At 67.7% G+C, this 20,135-nt stretch carries 17 protein-coding genes; 5 read left to right on the top strand and 12 right to left on the bottom strand.

All coding sequences use genetic code 11. The features are described from left to right. Window positions 1-24 precede the first annotated feature (24 nt). Entirely contained in the window at window positions 25-3,225 is a 3,201-nt protein-coding gene (locus tag Q9R30_RS12670) for an ATP-dependent DNA helicase (protein ID WP_311217805.1), read from the bottom strand. Window positions 3,226-3,389: 164 nt separating this feature from the next. After that, window positions 3,390-3,806: an MGMT family protein gene (locus Q9R30_RS12665; RefSeq protein WP_104998482.1), complete on the bottom strand. Its 417-nt coding sequence runs from the start codon at window positions 3,804-3,806 to the stop codon at window positions 3,390-3,392. A 63-nt stretch (window positions 3,807-3,869) separates the two neighbouring features. On the opposite strand from Q9R30_RS12665, the gene Q9R30_RS12660 reads away from it, so the two are divergent. The 4 genes from Q9R30_RS12660 (at window position 3,870) to Q9R30_RS12645 (ending at window position 7,363) form a co-directional block, all read left to right on the top strand. Then, a complete protein-coding gene (locus tag Q9R30_RS12660) occupies window positions 3,870-4,580 on the top strand; it encodes a 3'-5' exonuclease (RefSeq protein WP_311217772.1) in 711 nt (236 codons plus the stop codon). A 332-nt stretch (window positions 4,581-4,912) separates the two neighbouring features. Next, window positions 4,913-5,848, top strand: a complete 936-nt coding sequence (locus tag Q9R30_RS12655) for an ABC transporter substrate-binding protein (protein WP_104998484.1) — start codon at window positions 4,913-4,915, stop codon at window positions 5,846-5,848. A 16-nt stretch (window positions 5,849-5,864) separates the two neighbouring features. After that, window positions 5,865-6,629, top strand: coding sequence for an amino acid ABC transporter permease (locus Q9R30_RS12650; protein WP_104998485.1), 765 nt, complete (start codon window positions 5,865-5,867; stop codon window positions 6,627-6,629). After that, window positions 6,626-7,363 (top strand): amino acid ABC transporter ATP-binding protein, encoded by a 738-nt coding sequence (locus tag Q9R30_RS12645; RefSeq protein WP_104998486.1) that lies wholly within the window; start codon window positions 6,626-6,628, stop codon window positions 7,361-7,363. Before Q9R30_RS12650 ends, Q9R30_RS12645 begins: the two co-directional genes overlap by 4 nt. 81 nt (window positions 7,364-7,444) lie before the next feature. Here the strand turns inward: Q9R30_RS12645 and hemL are convergent, their stop codons facing one another. The 10 genes from hemL to hemE all read right to left on the bottom strand — a co-directional run bounded on the left by hemL (window position 7,445) and on the right by hemE (window position 18,474). Next, complete coding sequence (gene hemL, locus Q9R30_RS12640) at window positions 7,445-8,776, bottom strand: glutamate-1-semialdehyde 2,1-aminomutase (RefSeq protein ID WP_311217771.1); 1,332 nt, start codon at window positions 8,774-8,776, stop codon at window positions 7,445-7,447. Between the two features lie 36 nt (window positions 8,777-8,812). Continuing rightward, window positions 8,813-9,910: an LLM class flavin-dependent oxidoreductase gene (locus Q9R30_RS12635; RefSeq protein WP_311217770.1), complete on the bottom strand. Its 1,098-nt coding sequence runs from the start codon at window positions 9,908-9,910 to the stop codon at window positions 8,813-8,815. Next, a complete protein-coding gene (gene hemB, locus Q9R30_RS12630; protein WP_104998489.1) occupies window positions 9,910-10,890 on the bottom strand; it encodes a porphobilinogen synthase in 981 nt (326 codons plus the stop codon). The genes Q9R30_RS12635 and hemB overlap by 1 nt, the downstream gene beginning before the upstream one ends. A gap of 60 nt (window positions 10,891-10,950) precedes the next feature. Next, complete coding sequence (locus Q9R30_RS12625) at window positions 10,951-11,820, bottom strand: uroporphyrinogen-III synthase (RefSeq protein ID WP_311217769.1); 870 nt, start codon at window positions 11,818-11,820, stop codon at window positions 10,951-10,953. Between the two features lie 8 nt (window positions 11,821-11,828). Further along, complete coding sequence (hemC, locus tag Q9R30_RS12620; protein ID WP_311217768.1) at window positions 11,829-12,827, bottom strand: hydroxymethylbilane synthase; 999 nt, start codon at window positions 12,825-12,827, stop codon at window positions 11,829-11,831. Beyond that, on the bottom strand, window positions 12,824-14,032 hold the full coding sequence (locus Q9R30_RS12615; RefSeq protein WP_311217804.1) for a ferrochelatase: 1,209 nt from the start codon (window positions 14,030-14,032) through the stop codon (window positions 12,824-12,826). Before Q9R30_RS12615 ends, hemC begins: the two co-directional genes overlap by 4 nt. 56 nt (window positions 14,033-14,088) lie before the next feature. Next, window positions 14,089-14,790, bottom strand: a complete 702-nt coding sequence (gene hemQ, locus Q9R30_RS12610; protein ID WP_104998493.1) for a hydrogen peroxide-dependent heme synthase — start codon at window positions 14,788-14,790, stop codon at window positions 14,089-14,091. Window positions 14,791-14,905: 115 nt separating this feature from the next. Beyond that, window positions 14,906-15,814, bottom strand: a complete 909-nt coding sequence (locus Q9R30_RS12605; protein WP_311217767.1) for a hypothetical protein — start codon at window positions 15,812-15,814, stop codon at window positions 14,906-14,908. A 106-nt stretch (window positions 15,815-15,920) separates the two neighbouring features. Next, window positions 15,921-17,375 (bottom strand): protoporphyrinogen oxidase, encoded by a 1,455-nt coding sequence (gene hemG / locus Q9R30_RS12600; protein ID WP_104998495.1) that lies wholly within the window; start codon window positions 17,373-17,375, stop codon window positions 15,921-15,923. A gap of 4 nt (window positions 17,376-17,379) precedes the next feature. Then, window positions 17,380-18,474, bottom strand: a complete 1,095-nt coding sequence (hemE, locus tag Q9R30_RS12595; RefSeq protein WP_104999791.1) for a uroporphyrinogen decarboxylase — start codon at window positions 18,472-18,474, stop codon at window positions 17,380-17,382. A gap of 158 nt (window positions 18,475-18,632) precedes the next feature. On the opposite strand from hemE, the gene Q9R30_RS12590 reads away from it, so the two are divergent. After that, window positions 18,633-19,949: a glutamyl-tRNA reductase gene (locus Q9R30_RS12590; protein ID WP_104998496.1), complete on the top strand. Its 1,317-nt coding sequence runs from the start codon at window positions 18,633-18,635 to the stop codon at window positions 19,947-19,949. The last annotated feature ends 186 nt before the right edge of the window (window positions 19,950-20,135 follow it).

Raw genomic sequence — 20,135 nt, 5'->3', positions numbered from 1 at the left:
TCAAAGACTGTTGCACGTCCGGCCTCATTCGGTCACTTGCCTTCCGCGCACACACAAAGGACATACCTCGGGGAGCCTGCAGCCGTGGCCACCGTGGCTTCCCTTCGAGGGATCGTGCCGTGCTTCAAACGTGCTGCCTCCCATTACGGCGGCTGCATCCTTCACCATGTCCATGGCCCAGTTCTCCTGCGGGTCTATGGCGTCCTGATGCTGGACGGCGGGGTTCTTTGCCCCGGTTCCGAGCTGGGCCAGGACGGCGCCGCCGGGGACCGGCGCGGCGGGGCTGTCCTTACTGCTCTGGAAGCCCCCGGCGAGCACCGCTGCCTGGTATGCGCCGAGCTGCGGATGCCGCGACAGTTCCCCTTTACCGGGCTGGCGTTTTCCGGTTTTGAGGTCCACGATGACCAGCCTGCCTTCGGCGTCTATTTCGAGTCGGTCCACCTGCCCGCGCAGGACGGCGTCCCGGGCGGGAGCGTCATCGACGGGAACCTTTCCGAGTGCGACGTCGAAATCCTGTTCCACTCCAAGCAGGCTTCGGCCCTCGCTTCGCATGAGGAGCACATACTGTGCCAGCTTGCGCACCATGGACTCGGCACGCTGGAAATCCAGCCTGCCCTCCCAGTTGTCCTTCATTCCCAATGCCGGCCAGCGCCGGACCAGCTCGGCGACATACTCACTGCCGGACGCATCCGGGAGCTCCTGGGCAATGGCGTGGACCAGGGTGCCAAGGCTGCGGGCGAAATCAGTGGCAGCTTCGCCTCCCGCGGCCTGGATAAACCAGTCAAGCGGAGATTTCTGCACGGTCTCGACTTTTGACGGTGACACAAAGACCGTTCCGCCAGGCGGAACCACGGCTGCCGCCGTGGTCAGAGGAAGGAGGCCCCACCAGCTCTGTGGATGCGCGCCGGGGACCGGCGGGTCAGCCTTTGCCAGCTGGGCAAGCACCCTGGCCGCTTCATCCGCCTGCGGAGCATCCCGGCCGTCCAGCTGCGCATGCTGCCGGAGTTCGGCAACAAGGGGCCGCAGCACCATGGGGCGCTCAACTGCAGTGAAGCCGCGGGCTTCCTGCCCAGGCGCCAAGGGCGCCACATAGTCGAGGAAGGAGGAAGGCTGGTCGTCTTCGGAGGATACGGCGGTGCAGACCAGCAGTTCGCGGGCGCGGGACACTGCAGTGGAGAAGCTCCGGAGCTCGTCATACCGGATGTCGCGGAGCCGGCTCAGGGGATCCCGTTGCAGGGCGTAGCCTGCCCCGTGTTCCACCGCATCGCTGTACAGCGTGCTTCCAAGCAGCTCGCCGCGGAGCCGGGTATTGGGCCACACACCTTCCTGGAGGCCCGCCACTATCACCACCGGCCACTCCCGTCCGGCTGCACTGGCTGGAGTCAACAGTTCCACGGCGTCGTCCACCTGGGCACGGGCGGCAAGGGTGTCCATGGGAAGCTCCTGGTTCAGGAGATACTCAAGGAACTGCTCGGGGCCGGCACCGGGCATCTGGTCCACGTAACGCTCCGCGGTGTGGAAGAGCGCCATCATGGCGTCCAGGTCGCGGTCCGCCCGCGCGCCGTGCGGACCGCCGGCAAGGGCGGTTTCCGTCCAGTTATCGGCGAGCCCGGTGGAGTCCCAGAGGGCCCAGAGGACTGACTCAGCGTTGGCGCCGGGTTCCGCTGCGGCGTGGCGGCCTGCCTGGATCATGCGTGCTGCCCGGCGTGCGGCACGGCCTTCGATGCCGAGCGTAGCCAGTGCGCCGGGTTCCAGTAATGCTTCAACCAGCAGGGAGTCGCTGGTCCGGCCTCCGCCCCCCAGGATCTCCTCCCTCCTCAGGGACTGCCGCAGCCGGCGGAGCTCGATCGATGTGGCACCGCCGATCCGGGAGGTCAGGAGGGAGACTGCGGCTTCCGGGGTGAGCAGTGCGGGATCCAGTGCAATCGCGAAGGCGTCAAGGAGCGGGCGGACGGCCACCTCGTCCCGGACAGCGGACTCTGCCACGGGGACCCGCACAGTAATCCCCTGGCCCGACAGGTAACGCTGGAACTCGCTCACCTGGGCGCCGCTGCGCACAATCACCGCGAGTTCGGCAAGGTCCCGTCCATGGGTGATGTGCTGGTCCAGGATGCGCTGGGCAACATAGCGCAGTTCATGCACGGCGGACGGAACGAGGTGTGCTTCCACTACCCCTTGGCGCCTGTCGCCGTCGGGTTGATCAGGGTCGCGTGGATCAAGCCGCCGGGCCAGTTGCCCGCCCGCGCGCTGTGAAATCCGCCCGGCCACTCCGAGCCAGGCTTCGGCCACTGCGGGCGCCTGCCGGTGGGCGTACCGCAGTGGACGCTCCACCACAGGTGCTCCGGACGACAGCAGCCCGGGCAGTTCTGCCACCAGGTCGGGCCTGGCACCGCGGAAGCCCTGCACCACAGTGTCCGGAGAAAATGCCACGTAGCAGTCCTTCCCGCCGGCGATGTCAGCCAGCAGCTCAAAGACTGCGGGGTTGGCTTCCTGGATGTCGTCCACCAGGATCACCTGCAGCCGGTCCCGTTCCGCTGCCAGGAAGCCGGGAGAATCCTGGAAGACCTGCCGTGCCGCGGTGATGATGCCGGCCGGATCGAAAGCCTCAGGCATCCGCAGGTCCAGGACATCCCGGTACTCGGCGTACAGGGCCGCAGCGGCGATCCAATCGGGCCTGCGGCACTCCTGTCCGAGGCGCACCAGGTCGCCGGGGGTTCGGCCCGACTCGATGATGCGGTCGAACAGCTGCCGGACTTCCTGCCGGAAGCCCCGGGTTTCCAGGGCACCTTCGATATCGGCGGGCCAGGGAAGCTCCAGGCCGGGCAGTCGATGGCCTTCAAGGAGCTCCTTGATGATGAGGTCCTGTTCCGGGCCCGAGAGGAGCCTGGGGGGCCGGGACAGGGGCAGGATCCCTTCCGCCTTGGCGCGCCGGATCACGTCAAAGGCGTAGGAGGCCCAGGTCCGCGCGGGGGTTGTGCTCAGGCTCCTGTCCAGCCGGGCCGTGAAGCGGTCACGCATGGCATCGGCAGCCAGGCGGCTGGGCGCCAGGATCAGTATCCGCTCAGGATCCGCACCGTCCCGGGTGACCCTGCTGACGGCGGCCTCCACGAGGACGGTGGTCTTGCCTGTCCCGGGAGCGCCGGGCAGCAACACCGGCCCTGTTCCTTGGGGGACGTCGACGGCCGCCTGCTGGTCGGCAGAGAGCAGGGGCTCCACGGCGTGCATCTGGCGGGGCGGCAGCAGCCGCAGGCCGGTTACTGCAGCTCCGGCCTGCCGCCCGGGGGTACGGCCGCCTCCCGGGCCGGCGGGTTCACCAAACTGACGGACATGGCCGTCCGTGGAGCCGTCCGGGGCTTCGTCGAGCGGGCCGGTGAGGGGCATGGTGACTGTCACAGGGACATTCCATCATCGGCCACCGACATTCTGTGCAGCCGCCGCACCAACACCCCGGCGACCGCGTCAATCCTGTCGAACTGGGCCTCGCTCGGCACCCAGCGCGCGGCCGGAAGATCCACCCGCCAGCGCCCCTCGCCGGTCCGCTGGAACTCAAGGTACGCCCCCAGCAGGGGTGTGCCTTCAGCAAGGTAGCGGCGGAGGGCATCAGCTTCGTGACCGTCCGGTGCGTGGCCGCTCGCCTTGAGGACCCGCCACCAGGGGACTCCGCTTCCGTAGCTGCTCATGACCGCGCCGACCTGCCTGGGCCCGCCTGAACCCAGCAGCTCGGCGACATCGCCATAGGCCACCGCGGATCCGGCGGGAACCAGCTCCACAACGGCAAGCACCGCCTCCACATACTCAATCCGCATTGATCCAATCTAGCCGCAGTGGCGTTCCACGGAATTGTCGGTGGTGGCCTTTAGCGTTGAAGCATGAGCACCTGGAACACCCTCCCCCGCGCCGCCTTCGACCTCGAAACCACAGGGCGCAACTCCCGGGCCGCACGTATCGTCACGGCCTCGGTGACGGTGGTGGACCACAAGGGCGACGTCGTCCAGGAATACGAGTGGCTGGCAGATCCGGGAGTGGAAATACCCACCGAGGCCAGTGAGGTGCACGGCATCACCACTGAACAGGCACGCCGTGATGGCAGGCCTGCCCACGAGGTGACCCGGGAGGTTGCCGCCGTGCTGCAGGGACTGTTCGACGACGGGACTCCCGTCATCGCCTTCAATGCCAGCTATGACTTCACGGTGCTGGCGGCCGAGTCGGCCCGGTACGGGGTCCCCCAGCTGACCCGTTTCCCGGTCCTGGACCCATACATCATGAACAAGCAGGTGGACCGCTTCCGTAAGGGCAAGCGGACCCTCACGGCGTTGTGCGAGGAGTACGGCGTGGTCCTGGACAACGCTCACACGTCGGCCGCTGATGCACTGGCCACCTTGAGGGTGCTGGACGCCATGGCCGGCAAGTTTCCTAAACTCAGCATGCCGGCCAGCCAACTGCACCAGCTGCAGGTTGACTGGGCAGTGAGCCAGGCAGCCGATTTCCAGGACTACCTCCGTAAGACGAAGCCTGCTGCCGTCATTGAAGGTGACTGGCCCGTGCTTCCACCGCAGGATGCCAGTACGGCTGGTTTCTGACGGGAACGTCTCCGGCACGGCCGGGACGAGAGCTATTTCACAGTCGCGCTGTGTATCACGGCTGGGCTGATGACGCACTAAGGATTCGCCTGCACGGGCACTCAAGGCTCCAGCACAAGGACCATTACCGCCCACACGGAATTTCCTTCGATCATCTGTGGCCAAGTCCGAGCATTTGTTCGCCCAACCGCCACGAAACGCTGAAGTGAGACAATAAAGTTTTGCGGTCACCCCTGCCTTGCAGTGCTTGAACAGCATCGGGCAGGTGCCAGGCGCCACCAGCGCAGCCTTGCGGCCCGGTTGACTTATGACTCAATGAAAGCGACAGACTGATGAAAATCAAAGCGATGAAGTGGCTGACAACCGCTCCCGTGGCAATCGCCCTCGCGGTTTCCCTGGCAGCGTGCGGCTCAGGATCAGCCCAGCCGAGCGGCACGCCCACGGATGCCCTCGCCGGCAGCGACCAGCAGACGCTGGACAAGTACACCACCGCTGACGTCACCCCGATTGACCAGATCGACAAGACCAAGCTTGGCCTGAACACCGAAGGCAAGCTTGAGGTGGGCACCCTGTCGGACGCCCCGCCGAACATCTTCATTGACCCCTCGGGCAAGTTCACCGGCTACGACAACGAGCTGCTGCGGGCCATCGCCGGCAAGCTCGGCCTTGAGGTCGAGTTCGTTGCCACGGACTTCTCCGCCCTGCTTTCCCAGGTTTCCACCAAGCAGTTCGACGTCGGATCCTCCTCCATCTCCACCACGGACGCGCGCCGCCAGAACGTCGGCTTCACCAACGGCTACGACTTCGGCTTCATGGCCGTGGTTGCCAAGACCGACAGCGGCATCAAGGGCTTTGCCGACCTGAAGGGCGATCTCCGCATCGGCGTCGTGCAGGGCACCGTCCAGGACGACTACGTGACCAACACCCTGAAGATGGAACCCATCCGCTTCCCGGATTACGCCACGGTTTACGCCAACGTGCGCAACGGCCAGGTGGACGCCTGGGTGGCTCCGTCGCAGCAGGCCAGCGGCCAGGTGAAGGAAGGCGACGGCACCGCCATCGTCGAATCCGTCGTCAATACGCAGAACTTCACTGCCTACGCGGTGGCCAAGGACAACCAGCCGCTGATCGACGCACTGAACTCCGGCCTTGACGCTGTCATCGCGGACGGGACCTGGACCAAGCTGACCAAGGAATGGTACCCGGACCGCGAAATGCCGAGTGACTGGAAGCCGGGCAGCAAGGCCGCCACGGTTCCCCAGAGCTGATTGAGCCGGGACGTTCATGGATCTCTTGGACCAGCTGGCTGACACCTTCTTCAACTGGGAGGAAATGGCCAAAGTCATTCCCGCCCTGTTCATGGTGGGCCTCCCCAACACCCTGATATTGGCCGTCGCTTCGGGAATCCTCGGCTCCCTGCTGGGGCTGGGGCTCGCCATGATGGGGATTTCCCGCAACGCGGGCGCCCGGTGGGTGGCGCGCATCTACACCGATATCTTCCGTGGCCTTCCCGCCATCCTGGTGATCCTGGTCATCGGCATTGGCCTCAGCCCCATCGCCCGGGAAATCACCGGGTCCAGGAACCCGTACCCCCTGGGCATCCTGGCGTTGACTCTGATCGCGGCCGCCTACATCGGTGAGATCTTCCGCTCGGGCATCCAGAGTGTGGAGAAGGGCCAGCTGGAGGCCTCCCGGGCGCTCGGGTTCAGCTACGGCAGTTCCATGCGCCTCGTGGTGGTGCCACAGGGAATCCGGCGGGTCCTTCCCGCCCTGGTGAACCAATTCATCTCGCTGCTGAAGGATTCCTCGCTGGTGTTTATGCTCGGGCTCGCCGCCTCGGACCGGGAGATTTTCCGGATCGGTAACGACGCGATGGCCAACACCGGAAACCTGTCTCCGCTGGTGGCCGCCGGTGTTCTGTACCTGATCCTGACCGTCCCGCTCACCCACTTCGTGAACTTCATCGACCACCGGCTGCGTACCGGCAAGCCGGAAAAGAAGGAACCGGACGAGCTGGCAGCACCTATCGGCAAGGGAGCACAGGCATGACGGAATTCGCGTCCGGAACCCTGACCGGCAAGAACCTGCATCTCTCCTTCGGCCACAACCATGTGCTCCGCGGCATCGACCTGCACGTGGAGAAGGGCACCACCGCCTCGGTGATCGGCCCCTCGGGGTCTGGCAAGTCCACCCTCCTGCGGGTCATGAACCGGCTGATCGAGCCGGACCAGGGAGACATCCTCCTGGATGGCCGTTCGGTCCTGAAGGACAACCCGGACGAGCTCCGGCAGCGGATCGGCATGGTGTTCCAGCAGTTCAACCTGTTCCCGCACAAGACCGTGGTGGACAACGTGTCCCTGGCCCTGCGGAAGCTTCGCAAGCTCTCCAAGGAGCAGGCACGCGCCGAGGCCCTGGAGCAGTTGGACCTGGTGGGCCTGAGGCACAAGGCCGATGCCCGCCCGGCAAACCTTTCCGGGGGGCAGCAGCAGCGCGTTGCGATCGCCCGGGCACTTGCCATGAAGCCCGAGGTGATGTTCTTTGACGAGGCCACGTCCGCGCTGGACCCCGAACTCGTCAAGGGAGTCCTGGCACTGATGACCGACCTTGCGAAGGGCGGCATGACCATGGTGGTGGTCACCCACGAAATGGGCTTCTCGCGCAACGTGTCCGACACCGTGACCTTCATGGATGCCGGAGTGGTTGTGGAATCCGGGCCGCCGGAGCAGATCTTCACCGCACCGGCAACGGACCGCCTCAAGGGCTTCCTCTCGGACGTCCTGTAGTTCCCGAAGCACATAAGAAATCCCCGGCTGCAGCCCGCAGCCGGGGATTTCTTTGTGTACGGCATGGATGCCCGGGTATTTTTAGCCCCGGGCCGCAGCCGCCGCCCTGGCTGCGGCCGGCAGTGCATCATAGATCCGGTTCATGGCGGCGTCGTCGTGCGCGGCGGACAGGAACCACGCCTCAAAGACCGACGGCGGCAAATACACCCCGGAATCCAGCATCGAGTGGAAGAACGGCGCGTAGCGGAAGCTCTCCTGCGCCTGGGCGTCAGCATAGTTGTGGACGCCATTGGCTGAGGTGCCGAAGGCCACCGAGAAGAGGTTGCCGGCAAACTGGATCGAGTGGTCCACCCCGGCGGCGTCCAGGGCACCTGACAGGGCAGAGGAGAGTTCCAGCGAGCGGACGTCAATGAAGGAGTAGACATCGCGGGTGGCATGCGTCAGCGTGGCCACGCCGGCCGCCATCGCTACCGGGTTTCCGGACAGTGTTCCTGCCTGGTACACCGGGCCGGTGGGCGCGAGGTAGTCCATGACGTCGGCACGACCGCCGAGGGCCGCCGTCGGCATTCCTCCGCCGATGACCTTGCCGAAGGTGAGCAGGTCCGGCGTCCACGGCTCGGCGGCGTCCGGCGCTCCGCCGGTAAGCCCCCAATAGCCTGAGTAGCCGGTACGGAAACCCGTGAGCACCTCATCCACGATGAGCAGTGCCCCGTGCTCACGGGTGATGCGGGACAGGCCAAGGTTAAAGCCTTCCTCGGGTGTCACCACGCCCATGTTCGCCGGCGCTGCCTCCGTGATGACAGCGGCGATGTTGGGCCCGTGGGCGGCGAAGGCTTCCTTGACGGCGGCGAGGTCGTTGTACGGCAGCACCAGCGTTTCGGCAGCCGTGGCCTCGGTGACGCCGGCGGAACCCGGCAGGGCGAGGGTGGCGACCCCGGACCCGGCGGCTGCGAGGAGCCCGTCCAGGTGGCCGTGGTAGCAGCCGGCAAACTTGATGATGAGGTTGCGTCCGGTGAAGCCGCGGGCCAGGCGCACGGCGGTCATGGTGGCTTCGGTGCCGGTGGACACCATCCGGAGGCGTTCGACGGCGGGAACGCGGTCCTTCACGATTTCCGCCAGGTTGGCCTCGTCCGGGGTGGACGCTCCGAAGGACAGGCCGCGGTCCACGGCGGCGTGGACGGCCTCCAGCACAGCAGGGTGGGCGTGGCCCAGCAGCGCCGGACCCCAGGAGCAGACCAGGTCTACGTATTCCTTGCCGTCGGCGTCCGTGAGGTACGGTCCCTTGGCGGAGACCATGAAGCGCGGGGTACCGCCCACGGACCCGAAGGCGCGGACCGGTGAGTTGACCCCGCCCGGCATCAGCTGGCGGGCGCGGTCGAAGAGTTCCTCGTTGCGAGGGTTGCTGGCAGTCATGGTTCCTATTCTCTCAGTTGGCCGGCGCCGGGTGCGTCAGGTGCCGAGCAGTTCAGCCACGCGCGGCGCCACGGCCGTGCCCAGCAGCTCGATGGAGCGCATCATGGCGGAGTGCGGCAGCGGCCCGTTGCTGTATTTAAGGTCGAAGCGGTCCACGCCCAGGTTCTGCTTGAGCAGCACGATCTTGCGCGCCACCGTTTCCGGGGAGCCGACATACAACGCCCCTTCCGGAGCGCACAGCGCCTCAAACTCGCCCCGTCCGGCAGGCCCCCAGCCCCGTTCAGCGCCGAGCTTGTTCCGCAGCTTCAGCCAGTGCGGGAAGAGTTCCTCCCTGGCCTGCTCGTCGGTCTCCGCCACGTGTCCGGGAGAATGCGTGGCAACCTGCTGCATCGGGTGGCCGTACTTGGCCATGGCCTCGCGGTACAGGTCCACCAGCGGCCGGAAGCCACGCGGCTGCCCGCCGATGATCGCGAAGATGATGGGATAGCCGTATTGGGCGCACCTCAGCACGGACTCGGGGGTGCCTCCGACGCCGATCCAGGTGGGCAGCAGGTGCCGCTCGAGCGGCGGGTACACGCTCAGCCCGGCCACGGGCGGCCTGGTACGGCCCTCCCAGTGCACTGGTTTCTGTGCCCGCACCTTGTCAAAGAGCTCGAGTTTTTCCTCGAACAGGAGCTCGTAGTCAGCGAGGTCCAATCCGAACAGCGGGAACGACTCGATGAAGGAGCCGCGGCCCAGCATGACTTCAGCGCGGCCGTTGGAAAGGGCATCCACGGTGGAGAAACGCTGGAACACGCGGATGGGGTCATCGGAGCTCAGGACCGTGACGGCTGAGCCCAGCCGGATCCGGGTGGTCCGGGCGGCAGCGGCGGCGAGGAAGACTTCCGGCGCGGAAACCGCATAGTCCTTGCGGTGGTGCTCGCCCACGCCAAAGGCATGGAGTCCTACAGCATCCGCCATCTGGGCCTCTTCAAGCAGTTGGCGCAGCACCCGGGCATGCGGCTGAGGGCTTCCGTCCGCATTCTCACCGACGTCGCCGAACGTGTTCAGGCCCAGGAGTATCCGGTCCGGTGCCACTGGGGCGGTGGGACTCTCCGGAACAGAGACGGACCGGGGCGTCGCGGAGCCAGCCATCAGGACTCCTTCAGCCAGCCGGCCAGTTCGGCGGCCCAGTAGGTCAGGACCATGTGGGCGCCGGCGCGGCGGATGCCCAGTACCGATTCGGTGATGGCGGCGCGCCGGTCGATCCAGCCGTTGGCGGCCGCGGCCTCGATCATCGCGTACTCTCCGGAGATCTGGTAGGCGGCCACCGGCACCGGACTCATGGCGGCGACGTCTGCGACGATGTCCAGGTAGCTCATGGCGGGCTTGACCATGACGACGTCGGCACCCTCGGCGAGGTCCAGTTCCACTTCGCGCAGGGCCTCGGTGCGGTTGCCGGCGTCCATCTGGTAGGTCCGCCTGTCACCCTTCAGCTGGGAATCAACGGCTTCGCGGAACGGGCCGTAGAACGCCGACGCGTACTTGGCTGCGTAGGCGATGACGGAGGTGTTGGTGTGCCCGGCCTGGTCAAGGGCGGACCGGATCGCGGCAACCTGGCCGTCCATCATTCCGGAGGGCCCCAGCATGTGGGCGCCGGCGTCTGCCTGGGCCACGGCCATCCGTGCATAGATCCCAACCGTGCGGTCGTTGTCCACGTAGCCGTCGGCGTCGAGCACTCCGCAGTGCCCGTGGTCCGTGAACTCGTCCAGGCACACATCGCTCATGACCACCAGGCTGTCCCCGACCTCGGCACGCACGTCCCGGATGGCCTTGTTCAGCACCCCGTCCGGGTCAAGCGATGCCGTTCCCTCGGCGTCGCGGGTTTCCGGGATGCCGAACAGCATGATTCCGCCGAGCCCCAACTCCACGGCCTCCGCCGCGGCGCGCTTCAGGGTGTCGGTGGTGTGCTGGACAACCCCGGGCATGGAGGTGATCGGGTTGGGTTCGGCCAGGCCTTCCCGGATGAAGGCCGGAAGAATCAACTCGGCGGGGGCCAGGCGGGTTTCGGCGGTAAGCCGACGCATGGCCGGCGTGGTGCGGAGGCGGCGGGGGCGGTCGCTGGGAAAAGTCATGATCCTGTCCTTTGGCTTTGGTTCAAGCGGTAGTGGGTGTCCGTGGTGGGCATCCCCGGGTCAGGGCGGCTTCCCGCCTGCGTCTTGTTCCGGCTGGAGGGCTGCCGCCACGGCAGCAACAAGCCCGGCCGGCGTAGGCCGGGCCGCCGTGGCAGCCACCGGCAAGCCAAGCGCGGAAGCCTGGTCCGCCGTCGGCCGTCCGATCGCCACGAAACGGCAGCGGCCCAGGGGAAACAGCTCATGGAAGCGCCGCGCGGCGCTGGGCGAAGCGGCGATCACGGCGTCGATGCGTCCCGCGGCGAGTTCGGCGGCGGCGGTTGCAGGGGTCAACAAGGCGTACGACGGCGGCTGCCCCTCCCCTGCCCCGCCCTCCGCCGGGATGGCGAGCCTGCGCTCCGCTGCCGCCGGGTAGTCCACCGTGCGGTAGGCCGTGACGGCGGTGACGCTGCCGCCGGCCCCTGAAAGTCCCTCCGCCAGGCGCGGCGACGCGATGTCCGCCTGCGGCAGCAGGACCTTGCCGCCCCCGTCCGGCCACACGGACAGCAGGCCGGCGGCGGACTGATCCTCCTCCGGTGCCAGGGCCACAGCAACGCCATGAGCCTCCAGGAGCCTGCGGGTCGCAGCGCCCACGGCTGCGATGCGGGTGGCAGCCGGGATCCAGCGGGCCAGCGCCAGGCCGCGTTCGGCGGCCTTGGCAGCGAGCACATGGACCGTGGTGGCGCTGCTGACTACAAGCCAGTCGAAGGCCCCGGCGGCCAGGGCATCGCAGGCAACGTCAAGGGAATGCTGGTCCGGAGCCCGTTCGAAGTCGATCAAGGGCAGCAGCAATGCGTCGGCTCCAGCCTTCCGCAGCGCCTCCACGAGGGGCAGCGAGCGCTCCGGGCTGCGGGTGATGAGTACCCGCGCCCCCGCCAACGGTGCCTTGGGCATGGCCGGGATCAGGAAGCCTGGAGGTCCGCTATGTCAGCGGCGCCGGCGGCCAGGAGTGCCTCGGCGAGTTCGATGCCGAGCAGTGTGGCACCCACCTCTGTCAGTCCGTCGGTGGCGCGCTTGTCCCGGACGGAGGCGGTGCCGTCCACGGCACACACCACTGCCTCCAGGTGGAGCAGGCTGCCCCTGCGGTAGGCGTAGGCGCCGACGGGCGCCGCGCATCCGGCCTCGAGCCGTGCGAGCAGGGCCCGTTCAGCAGTGACGGCCAGCCTGGTATCCGGATCATCCAGCGCGGCCAGCGCCTGCGCCAGGACTTCCTTCGAACCTTCCGTGGAGCCGGGCCTCGGCGGAGCGTCCGCAGTGCGGCACTCGATGGCGAGCGAGCCCTGGCCCGCAGCGGGCAGCATGACGTCCGTTTCGAGGAACTCGCTGACCGTATCCAGGCGGCTGATGCGTTCCAGGCCTGCGGCTGCGAGAACCACGGCGTCCAGGTCGCAGGACTTGCCCGGAACCACGTCGCCGACGGTGTTGCCCGGCAACCCGGAAACCCGCCCCAGGCGGGTGTCCACGTTGCCGCGGATGTCCACGATCTCCAGGTCCGGGCGGGCGGTGCGGAGCTGGGCTGCGCGCCGCGGCGAACCGGTACCCACCCTGGCGCCGGCGGGGAGGTCGGCCAGTTTCAGCCCGTCGCGGGCACACAGGACGTCGCGGACATCGACGCGCCGCGGGGTGGCCGCGAGGCTGAGCCCCACTGCCGCTCCGGTGGGCAGGTCCTTGAGCGAGTGGATCGCGACGTCGCATTCGTTCCGCAGGAGCGCATCACGCAGGGCGGCAACGAAGACGCCGGTGCCTCCCATCTGCGAGAGCGAGCCGGTGAGGACGTCGCCGTCGGTCCTGATGTGGACGAGTTCCACCGGAAAGCCTCCGACGGCGGCAAGCTGGTCCGCCGTCTGCTGCGTCTGGGTGAGCGCCAGCTTGCTGGCACGGGTGCCGATGCGGACCGTCACTGCTGCGGCGCTCCCCCGGAAGAGGCCGGCTGCCCCGCCCCGGCTTCGCCGGGATAGGGGTCGTGCCCCGTGCCAACGGTGGTGTCTGCTCCGGCGATCGTGGGCTTCTCGCCACGGAAGTTCGCGCAGCAGCCCGGCCGGCAGACGTCGTACCAGGGGCCCAGCTCCGTTACGGCCGGACGGTCGCTGATGTTGTTCGCCACGGTGCGTTCGGAGACCAGGTCCACCAGGCCGCTGACGAATTTGCGGTGCGTGCCCGGCGTGGGGACGCGGGTGGCGGCAAGTCCAAGGTTGGCGCAGGTTTCCAGGGCTTCGGTGTCAAGGTCCCAGACAACTTCCATGTGGTCGCTGACGAACCCCAGCGGCACGATGACGATGCCCTTGACGCCCTGGCCGGCCAGTTCCTCGATGGCGTCGTTGATGTCAGGCTCAAGCCATGGCACGTGCGGGGCGCCGGATCGTGACTGGTACACCAGGGACCAGGGGGCGGCCAGGCCCGATTCCTCTTCCACACGCCGGACGACTGCAGCCGCGGTGGCAAGGTGCTGGGCCACGTAGGCTGAGCCTTCCTCGAACTCGCGGGGTTCTCCTTCGGACCGGCCTGCCGCTTCCGCGTCCCGGGTGGGAATGGAGTGGGTGGCGAACAGGATCTGGACGGGCGCGTCGGGAGTGCCGGCCGCGGCGAGCTTTTTGCGGACCTCGGCGAGGCCTTCAGCGGTGCCCTCAATGAAGGGCTCCACGAAGCCGGGGTGATCGAAGTACTGGCGCACCTTGTCCACTTCCAGCCGGCCGTCCAGGCCGGTTTCCGTCAGGGCCATGCCGATGTCCTCGCGGTACTGGCGGCAGCTGGAGTAACAGGAGTAGGCACTCGTGGTGATCATCAGCAGGCGGCGGTGGCCGGCGTCGTACGCATCCTGCAGGGCCTGGGCGATGTACGGCGCCCAGTTGCGGTTGCCCCACAGGACGGGCAGGTCGATCCCCCGGGCGGCGAGTTCCACCTCCAGGGCAGCCTTGAGCTCGCGGTTCTGCTGGTTGATGGGACTGATGCCGCCGTTGGCGCGGTAGTGGTGCGAGACCTCTTCCAGCCGCTCGTCCGGGATGCCACGGCCGCGGGTGACGTTGCGGAGGAACGGGATGACGTCCTCCTGGCCTTCCGGACCGCCGAAGGAGGCGAGGAGCACGGCGTCGTAGTTCTTCGGCGCCATCCGTCCGGCTTCGGTGACCGGATTGACGACGGCGGCGCTGCTGGAAACTGGCAGGTTCACGCGAGGACCTCCGCCACTTCGGCCGGGGAAATCCGGCGTCCGGTGTAGAACGGGACTTCCTCACGGACGTGGTTGCGGGCCTCGGTGTTGCGCAGGTGGCGCATCAGGTCCACCAGGTCCACCAGCTCCGGGGCCTCAAGTCCCAGGATCCATTCCCAGTCGCCCAGGGCGAACGAAGAAACGGTGTTGGAGATGACCTGGGGGAACTCCCGGCCCAGGAGGCCGTGTTCGCGAAGCATGGCGCCCCGCTCTTCCTCGGGCAGGATGTACCACTCGTAGGACCGGACGAACGGGTAGACGCACAGCCACTCCGCGGGAGCCACGCCGCGGGAGAACGCCGGGGTGTGGTTCTTGGCAAACTCGGCCTCGCGGTGCACGCCCATGGCGGACCATACAATCTCGGTGCCGGCGAACAGGCTGCAGCGGCGGATGTCCCGGATGGCCTGCTGCAGGGCTTCCGGTTTGGGGCCGTGGAGCCACACCATGACGTCGGCGTCAGCCCGCATGGCGGAGACGTCGTAGCTTCCGCGGTGGGTCACCCCGGCCTGTGCAAGCCGGTCCAGGAGGGTCTCGAAGTCAGCGGCGGCGTCGGCGCTGCGGATCAGGTGTTCGGAGCGCTTGAATACCGTCCAGAGGGTGAAAAACTGCTCGGCTGATTCTTCGGTTTTAGTGACAGATTCGGCAGAAGTGTGGCTCATGGTTACAAGTTTGCCTCCTTCTGCCCACCAAGGCGAAACCAACGACTTCTACAGGCGGTAGAAGTGGTTAATGTCACAGTCCGCCCGGGGCCGCGTGCGGCATCGCCGGTTCCGGCTACGGCTTCCGCATCCGGAAGTAGGCTGCACCGGCCGCGGCAGCAAGGCCCACCAGGCCAACACCGAGCCCGATCATCACGGCTTCCAGTTCCGGCTGCGGCCTGACGATGGCGCCAGCGCTCTGCGCTGCACTGCGGGGAACGCCCGCGGCCTGCGGAACAGGGCCTCCGGCTTCCTGCGCTGCGGCGGCGGCAGCATGCGTAGCGGCCGCGGGAACTGGCGCTTCGGGTCCGGCCGCGGGTTCCCCTCCGGGCCCGGGCTGGCCGGCCCCGCCTTCGCCGGCCGGCAGTTCAATTCCGGACGGGTTTCCGCCGGCCGTCCCTGCCCCAGCGCCGTTCAGCTGTCCGCCGGGTTCCGACGCCGGCACGGGCACGGGCACCGCGCCGGAAGGCGCGCCCTGGGCGGCGGTTTCCGGGATGGGGGCGGCAGGTGCCGCGGCTCCGGGAAGTTGCTGGGCCTGGAGGTCCGGCGATGGCGAGGATGGGACCGGAACGGTTGCCGCCGGAGCCGTCGCGGCAGGGAGAAGCGGAACGTCCGACGGCGTCGGGAAGGGTATCGACGGCAAAGGTGTCGCAAGTGCCACGGAACCGGTGGCGGGAGCCGTGGTCACGGCCGGCGCCAGGGAAGTACTGACCGCCGGAAGAAGCGCCGTGGGGACTGACAGTATCGACGGGGCGGCTGCCTGCCGCGCTTCCTTCCCGCCCCGGTTCCGGCCGGGAGCGTCCTGGCCCGCGGCGGCGGCATCGCCGCCGGGCTGCGGAATGCCCTCATCACCTTGGGACGCGGGAACGCCTGTTGTAAGGACCAGTACCGCTCCGACTGCCGCAGCCGCAGTGCCGCGCCGGAGTCCCCCATGGATACCGGTCCGGGACGTGAAAAGTTCGGACCTGTTGTAAACCATAGTCATCGACCCTAGCCACATCGGAAGCGGAAAAGAAAACCGGCGAAGTACCCGGCCGCCACGCCTGGGCGGCGCCATGATGCCCTGCTGCGCCGCTGACCAGTGGCAACACCTAGCGGACCAGGCTCCGGATCTGTTCGTTCGTGTCGGAGACCACTGCGGCAAGCCCGTTGCCGGCCACCCAGCCCCCCACCACGGCCAGGTTCCCCGCCGACGCGCAGGCTGCCCGGATATCGGCTACCCGCGCTTTATGGCCTACGGCGGCGAAGGGCAGCGACCCGCGCCAGCGGACCACGTCCCAGTCCAGCAGGTTTTCCCTGGTGATGGGGGCGCCCAGCAGGGCACGGGCATCGCGCAGCGATGCTGCCAGGAGTCCTTCGTCCGTGTCAGGGCCACCGGACTGTTCCCCGGCCCCGTCCACGCGCCCGTACGAGAGCCGGACCACGTGTCGCCCCGGACCGGCGGCGTCAGCCAGCCAGTCCCACTTTCCGGTCGCGTGCGTCAGCGCCTTCGCTTCAATACCGGGAGTCTGCGGTGCCACCAGAACGCCCGTGCCGCGCGGCCGGCGGTCCAGATCATGGCTTGCCAGGACCAGCGTGACAAGTTTGACGTCCGGGCCTGCCGGCGGCCGCTTCCCTGCAAGGCCGGGCACTGCGTCTTCAAGCAGTCCGACGGCGGCCGGACCGTCCACTGCCACTACCAGCAGGCCGGCGTCGAACGTTGCCCCTGCCGACCTGACGCGCCAGCCTTCAGGGGTGCGGGTCACTGACTCGGCCGGATTGTCCAGGAGCAGCGTGACTCGCCTGCGGCGGAGGTCGGAGACCAGGGCGGAAATGAGCGTGTGCATGCCGCCCACCAGCCCCGCAACGGCGGAGCCTGCCTTGGCCGGGCCGGCAGGTGCCGGCCTGTCGCCCTGCGCGGCAGGACCAGCCCCCATGCGGCGCTGGGCGGAGACGGCGGCGGCCAGGGATCCGTGGCGCCGCAGCCCCTCACGCAGCCCGGGTGCCACCATGTCGACGTCGAGCATCCCGGGGTCCGCCGAGTGGACGCCGCCCACCACCGGCGCCACCAGCCGCTCCAGGACGCGGTTGCCCATGCGGGCCTTGACCAGTGCGGAGACGCTGACAACGTCCTCTGTGGTCCCGACGGAAGCCGGAAGGAATTTATCGAGGGAGGCACGGAGGGTGCCGATGAGCCCCAGCGAACGCCGGACTTCGGGATCCCACGGGTTGGCCGGAATTCCCAGCACGCCTGTCTTGGGCAACTCACGCGGGCCGTCCGGGAGCTGGACCCAGGCTCCCCCCGGGCGGGGCGGCACGATTTTGGCGGACAGGCCCAGTTCAGCGGCCAGCCCGGACACAGCGTCGGACCGGGTCGCGAAGGATTCGGCACCGCTGTCCAGGGTCAGGCCGGCAACGGTGTGGCTGCCCACGCAGCCGCCCCATTCAGCTCCGGCTTCAAGGAGCGTTACCTGATACCCGGCGGACGCCAGCCCGCGGGCGGACAGCAGTCCTGAGATGCCGCCTCCCAGCACCAGTGCCGTCCCGGTTGCCGGCGCACTGCCCACTGCCCTACTCCGGGGAGATGGAGTGGATGAGTTCAACCACCCGGGTGAGGACGGCCGGGTCCGTCTCCGGCGGAACTCCGTGCCCCAGGTTGACCACGTGCCCGGGAGCAGCCGCGCCCGCGGCTATGACATCGCGGACGTGGGCCTCAAGGATTTCCCACGGAGCAGGGAGCAGGGCGGGGTCGATGTTTCCCTGCAGCGGCACTGTGCCGCCCAGCCGGCGGTTCGCCTCATCGAGCGGAAGCCGGTAGTCCACGCCCACAACATCCACACCCACGTCCCGCATTGCCACCAGGAGCTCTGACGTTCCGGTGCCGAAGTGGATCAGCGGCGCCCCGAGGTGCCGGACATGGTCCAGGGCGCGGCCCGAGGCCGGTGCCACGTACTTGGTGTAATCCGCCAGGCCCAGGGAACCGGCCCAGGAATCAAAGAGCTGGGCCGCCGAGGCACCGGCCTCAAGCTGTGCCTGCAGGAACATTCCAGAGGCGTCCGCGGCCCAGTTGGCAAGGGCGTGCCACGTTTCCGGGTCAGCGTGCATCATGGTGCGCGGACCAAGGTGGTCGCGGGACGGCTTTCCCTCCACCATGTAGGCGGCAAGGGTAAATGGTGCACCGGCAAAGCCGATCAACGGTGTCTGGCCGAGCTCGGCCACGGTGAGGCGGACGGCTTCACGGATGGGTTCCAGCGATTCCCAGGTGAGCTGCGGCAGCGCTGCCACGTCCGCGGCAGTGCGGACCGGGGTGTCCAGGACCGGTCCCACGCCCGGAACGATATCCACTCCAACGCCGGCGAGCTTCAGGGGAATGACGATGTCGGAGAAGAAAATGCCGGCATCAACGTCATGGCGGCGGACGGGCTGGAGGGTAATCTCAGAAGCCAGTTCGGGGCGCAGGCAGGAGTCCAGCATGGCGACGCCTTCGCGGACCTTCAGGTACTCCGGCAGTGAACGTCCGGCCTGTCGCATGAACCAGACGGGACGCCGGGAGGGCTTGCCTCCGCGGTAGGCCGTGATGAGGGGTGAGTCTGCGGTGCGGCCATCCACCAGCGGGTGGTCTGCGGCGAGGGCGCCGGCAGCGGACGTGGCGGGGCTGGAAGTCATGCCTTTGATTGTGCCCAAAAATAGCTGCAAAAGATAACGACAAAGTGTCATGCGGGGGCCCTGCCGCCGCGCCGTGGCAGGAATCACAGCCCGCGCTCCCGTCCGGCAGCCCGGGGAGTTGTTCTACCGAGTAACGAAAAAGCTATGATTGACCTGCTGTGGTTCTTTTTTCATTGGTGGCTACACACGCCGACATCGATCTTGAGACCGTTGCTCAGTTGAGCAACGGTTCTTCGGAGATCGCCACATCCGCCCTCTCCGGATCGACGGCAGTGACGGGTGCGATAGTCCTTGCCACCTGCAACCGCTACGAAATCTACGGCGAAGCCGCCCGGCCTGATGATGTGGAGGCGGCCCGCGCCGCCCTGGTGGCCAAGATCAGCGAAACCAGCGGACTGAGCGAGCCGCTCGTCTCACGCTCCTTCAGCACGCGCACGGGCCCTGAAGTCAGCCAGCACCTCTTTGCCGTCAGCGCCGGCCTGGACTCCGCAGTGGTTGGAGAGCGGGAGATCGCCGGACAGGTGCGGCGAGCGCTGATCACCGCACAGCATGAAGGCACGGCAAGCTCCGGTTTGGTCCGGCTTTTCCAGGCGGCGTCCAAGACCGCCAAGGACGTGGGAGCACAGACGGCCCTCGGTTCACGGGGCCTCTCGATCGTTTCCGTCGCACTGGACCTGGCCACTGATCTTTCCGAAAACCCGGACTGGTCCAGCAAGAAGGTTGTCGTTTTCGGAACCGGCGCCTACGCCGGAGCCACCATGGCGCTCCTTCGTGAACGCGGCTGCACCGACATCTCGGTTTTCTCCTCCTCCGGCCGCGCCGAAGGATTTGTTGCCACCCGCGGCGGTACGGCACTGGACGCCGATTCACTGCGGCCGGCGGTTGCGGCAGCAGACGTCATGATCGGCTGCAGCGGTTCCGACACCCGGGTGGAGGCCGACGAACTGGCCGAAGTCCGGGCCGACTCCCCGCAGCCCCTGATCGCCATCGACCTTGCGCTCACCCACGACTTCGATCCGGGCGTCGGCGAGCTTGACGGCGTCGAACTGCTCACCCTGGAATCGGTGCGCCTCGCCGCACCCCAGGAGCAGGCCGAGTCGCTGGCCCAGGCCAGCGGAATCGTCAGTGGCGCTGCCAAGGCGTTCGAGCAGGAACGCGAGGCCCGGTCCGTGGATTCCGCCATTGTCGCGCTGCGCCGCCACACCATGAGCGTCCTGGACTCCGAGATGGAAAAGGTCCGGGCCCGGCACGGCTGCACCGCCGCTGCCGAGGAAGTGGAGTTCGCACTCCGCCGCATGGTCAAGCAGCTTCTCCATGTGCCCACGGTGCGGGCCCGCGAACTTGCCGCCAACGGCCAGCAGGACGACTACGTGGCCGCCTTGGAAGCCCTCTACGGCATCACCGTGGAGCAGCCGGCAGTGGCAGCGCCGCAGGCTGAGTGCCCGGTGGACCACCGGGGCCTCGAAACCGCCTGACCCGCGCCCCCCGGACAACCCCCTCTCACTTGATGCGCCTTTTCCGGCGACGCTCTCTCACTTAACGCGCCTTCTCCGGCGACGCTCTCTCACTTAACGCGCCTTCTCCGGCGATGCTCTCTCACTTGATGCGCCTTCTCCGGCGATGCTCTCTCACTTGCCTGAGGAAAGTGAGAGAGCATAGTG

It is taken from the genome of Arthrobacter sp. AB6, assembly GCF_031844545.1.
GTDB lineage: Bacteria > Actinomycetota > Actinomycetes > Actinomycetales > Micrococcaceae > Arthrobacter.
The sequence above is the reverse complement of the archived record's forward strand: the minus strand, read 5'-3'. Positions and strand labels throughout refer to the sequence as shown.

Bases quoted from the DNA above. Each gene is read 5' to 3' on its own strand.
- hemE (WP_104999791.1), bottom strand. From the start codon at position 18,474: ATGACTTCCAGCCCCGCCACGTCCGCTGCCGGCGCCCTCGCCGCAGAC.
- Q9R30_RS12670 (WP_311217805.1), bottom strand. From the start codon at position 3,225: ATGCACGCCGTGGAGCCCCTGCTCTCTGCCGACCAGCAGGCGGCCGTC.
- Q9R30_RS12625 (WP_311217769.1), bottom strand. From the start codon at position 11,820: ATGCCCAAGGCACCGTTGGCGGGGGCGCGGGTACTCATCACCCGCAGC.
- Q9R30_RS12655 (WP_104998484.1), top strand. From the start codon at position 4,913: ATGAAAATCAAAGCGATGAAGTGGCTGACAACCGCTCCCGTGGCAATC.
- hemQ (WP_104998493.1), bottom strand. From the start codon at position 14,790: ATGAGCCACACTTCTGCCGAATCTGTCACTAAAACCGAAGAATCAGCC.
- Q9R30_RS12665 (WP_104998482.1), bottom strand. From the start codon at position 3,806: ATGCGGATTGAGTATGTGGAGGCGGTGCTTGCCGTTGTGGAGCTGGTT.
- hemB (WP_104998489.1), bottom strand. From the start codon at position 10,890: ATGACTTTTCCCAGCGACCGCCCCCGCCGCCTCCGCACCACGCCGGCC.
- Q9R30_RS12605 (WP_311217767.1), bottom strand. From the start codon at position 15,814: ATGACTATGGTTTACAACAGGTCCGAACTTTTCACGTCCCGGACCGGT.
- Q9R30_RS12615 (WP_311217804.1), bottom strand. From the start codon at position 14,032: ATGGCGCCGAAGAACTACGACGCCGTGCTCCTCGCCTCCTTCGGCGGT.
- Q9R30_RS12645 (WP_104998486.1), top strand. From the start codon at position 6,626: ATGACGGAATTCGCGTCCGGAACCCTGACCGGCAAGAACCTGCATCTC.
- hemL (WP_311217771.1), bottom strand. From the start codon at position 8,776: ATGACTGCCAGCAACCCTCGCAACGAGGAACTCTTCGACCGCGCCCGC.
- Q9R30_RS12650 (WP_104998485.1), top strand. From the start codon at position 5,865: ATGGATCTCTTGGACCAGCTGGCTGACACCTTCTTCAACTGGGAGGAA.
- Q9R30_RS12635 (WP_311217770.1), bottom strand. From the start codon at position 9,910: ATGGCTGGCTCCGCGACGCCCCGGTCCGTCTCTGTTCCGGAGAGTCCC.
- Q9R30_RS12660 (WP_311217772.1), top strand. From the start codon at position 3,870: ATGAGCACCTGGAACACCCTCCCCCGCGCCGCCTTCGACCTCGAAACC.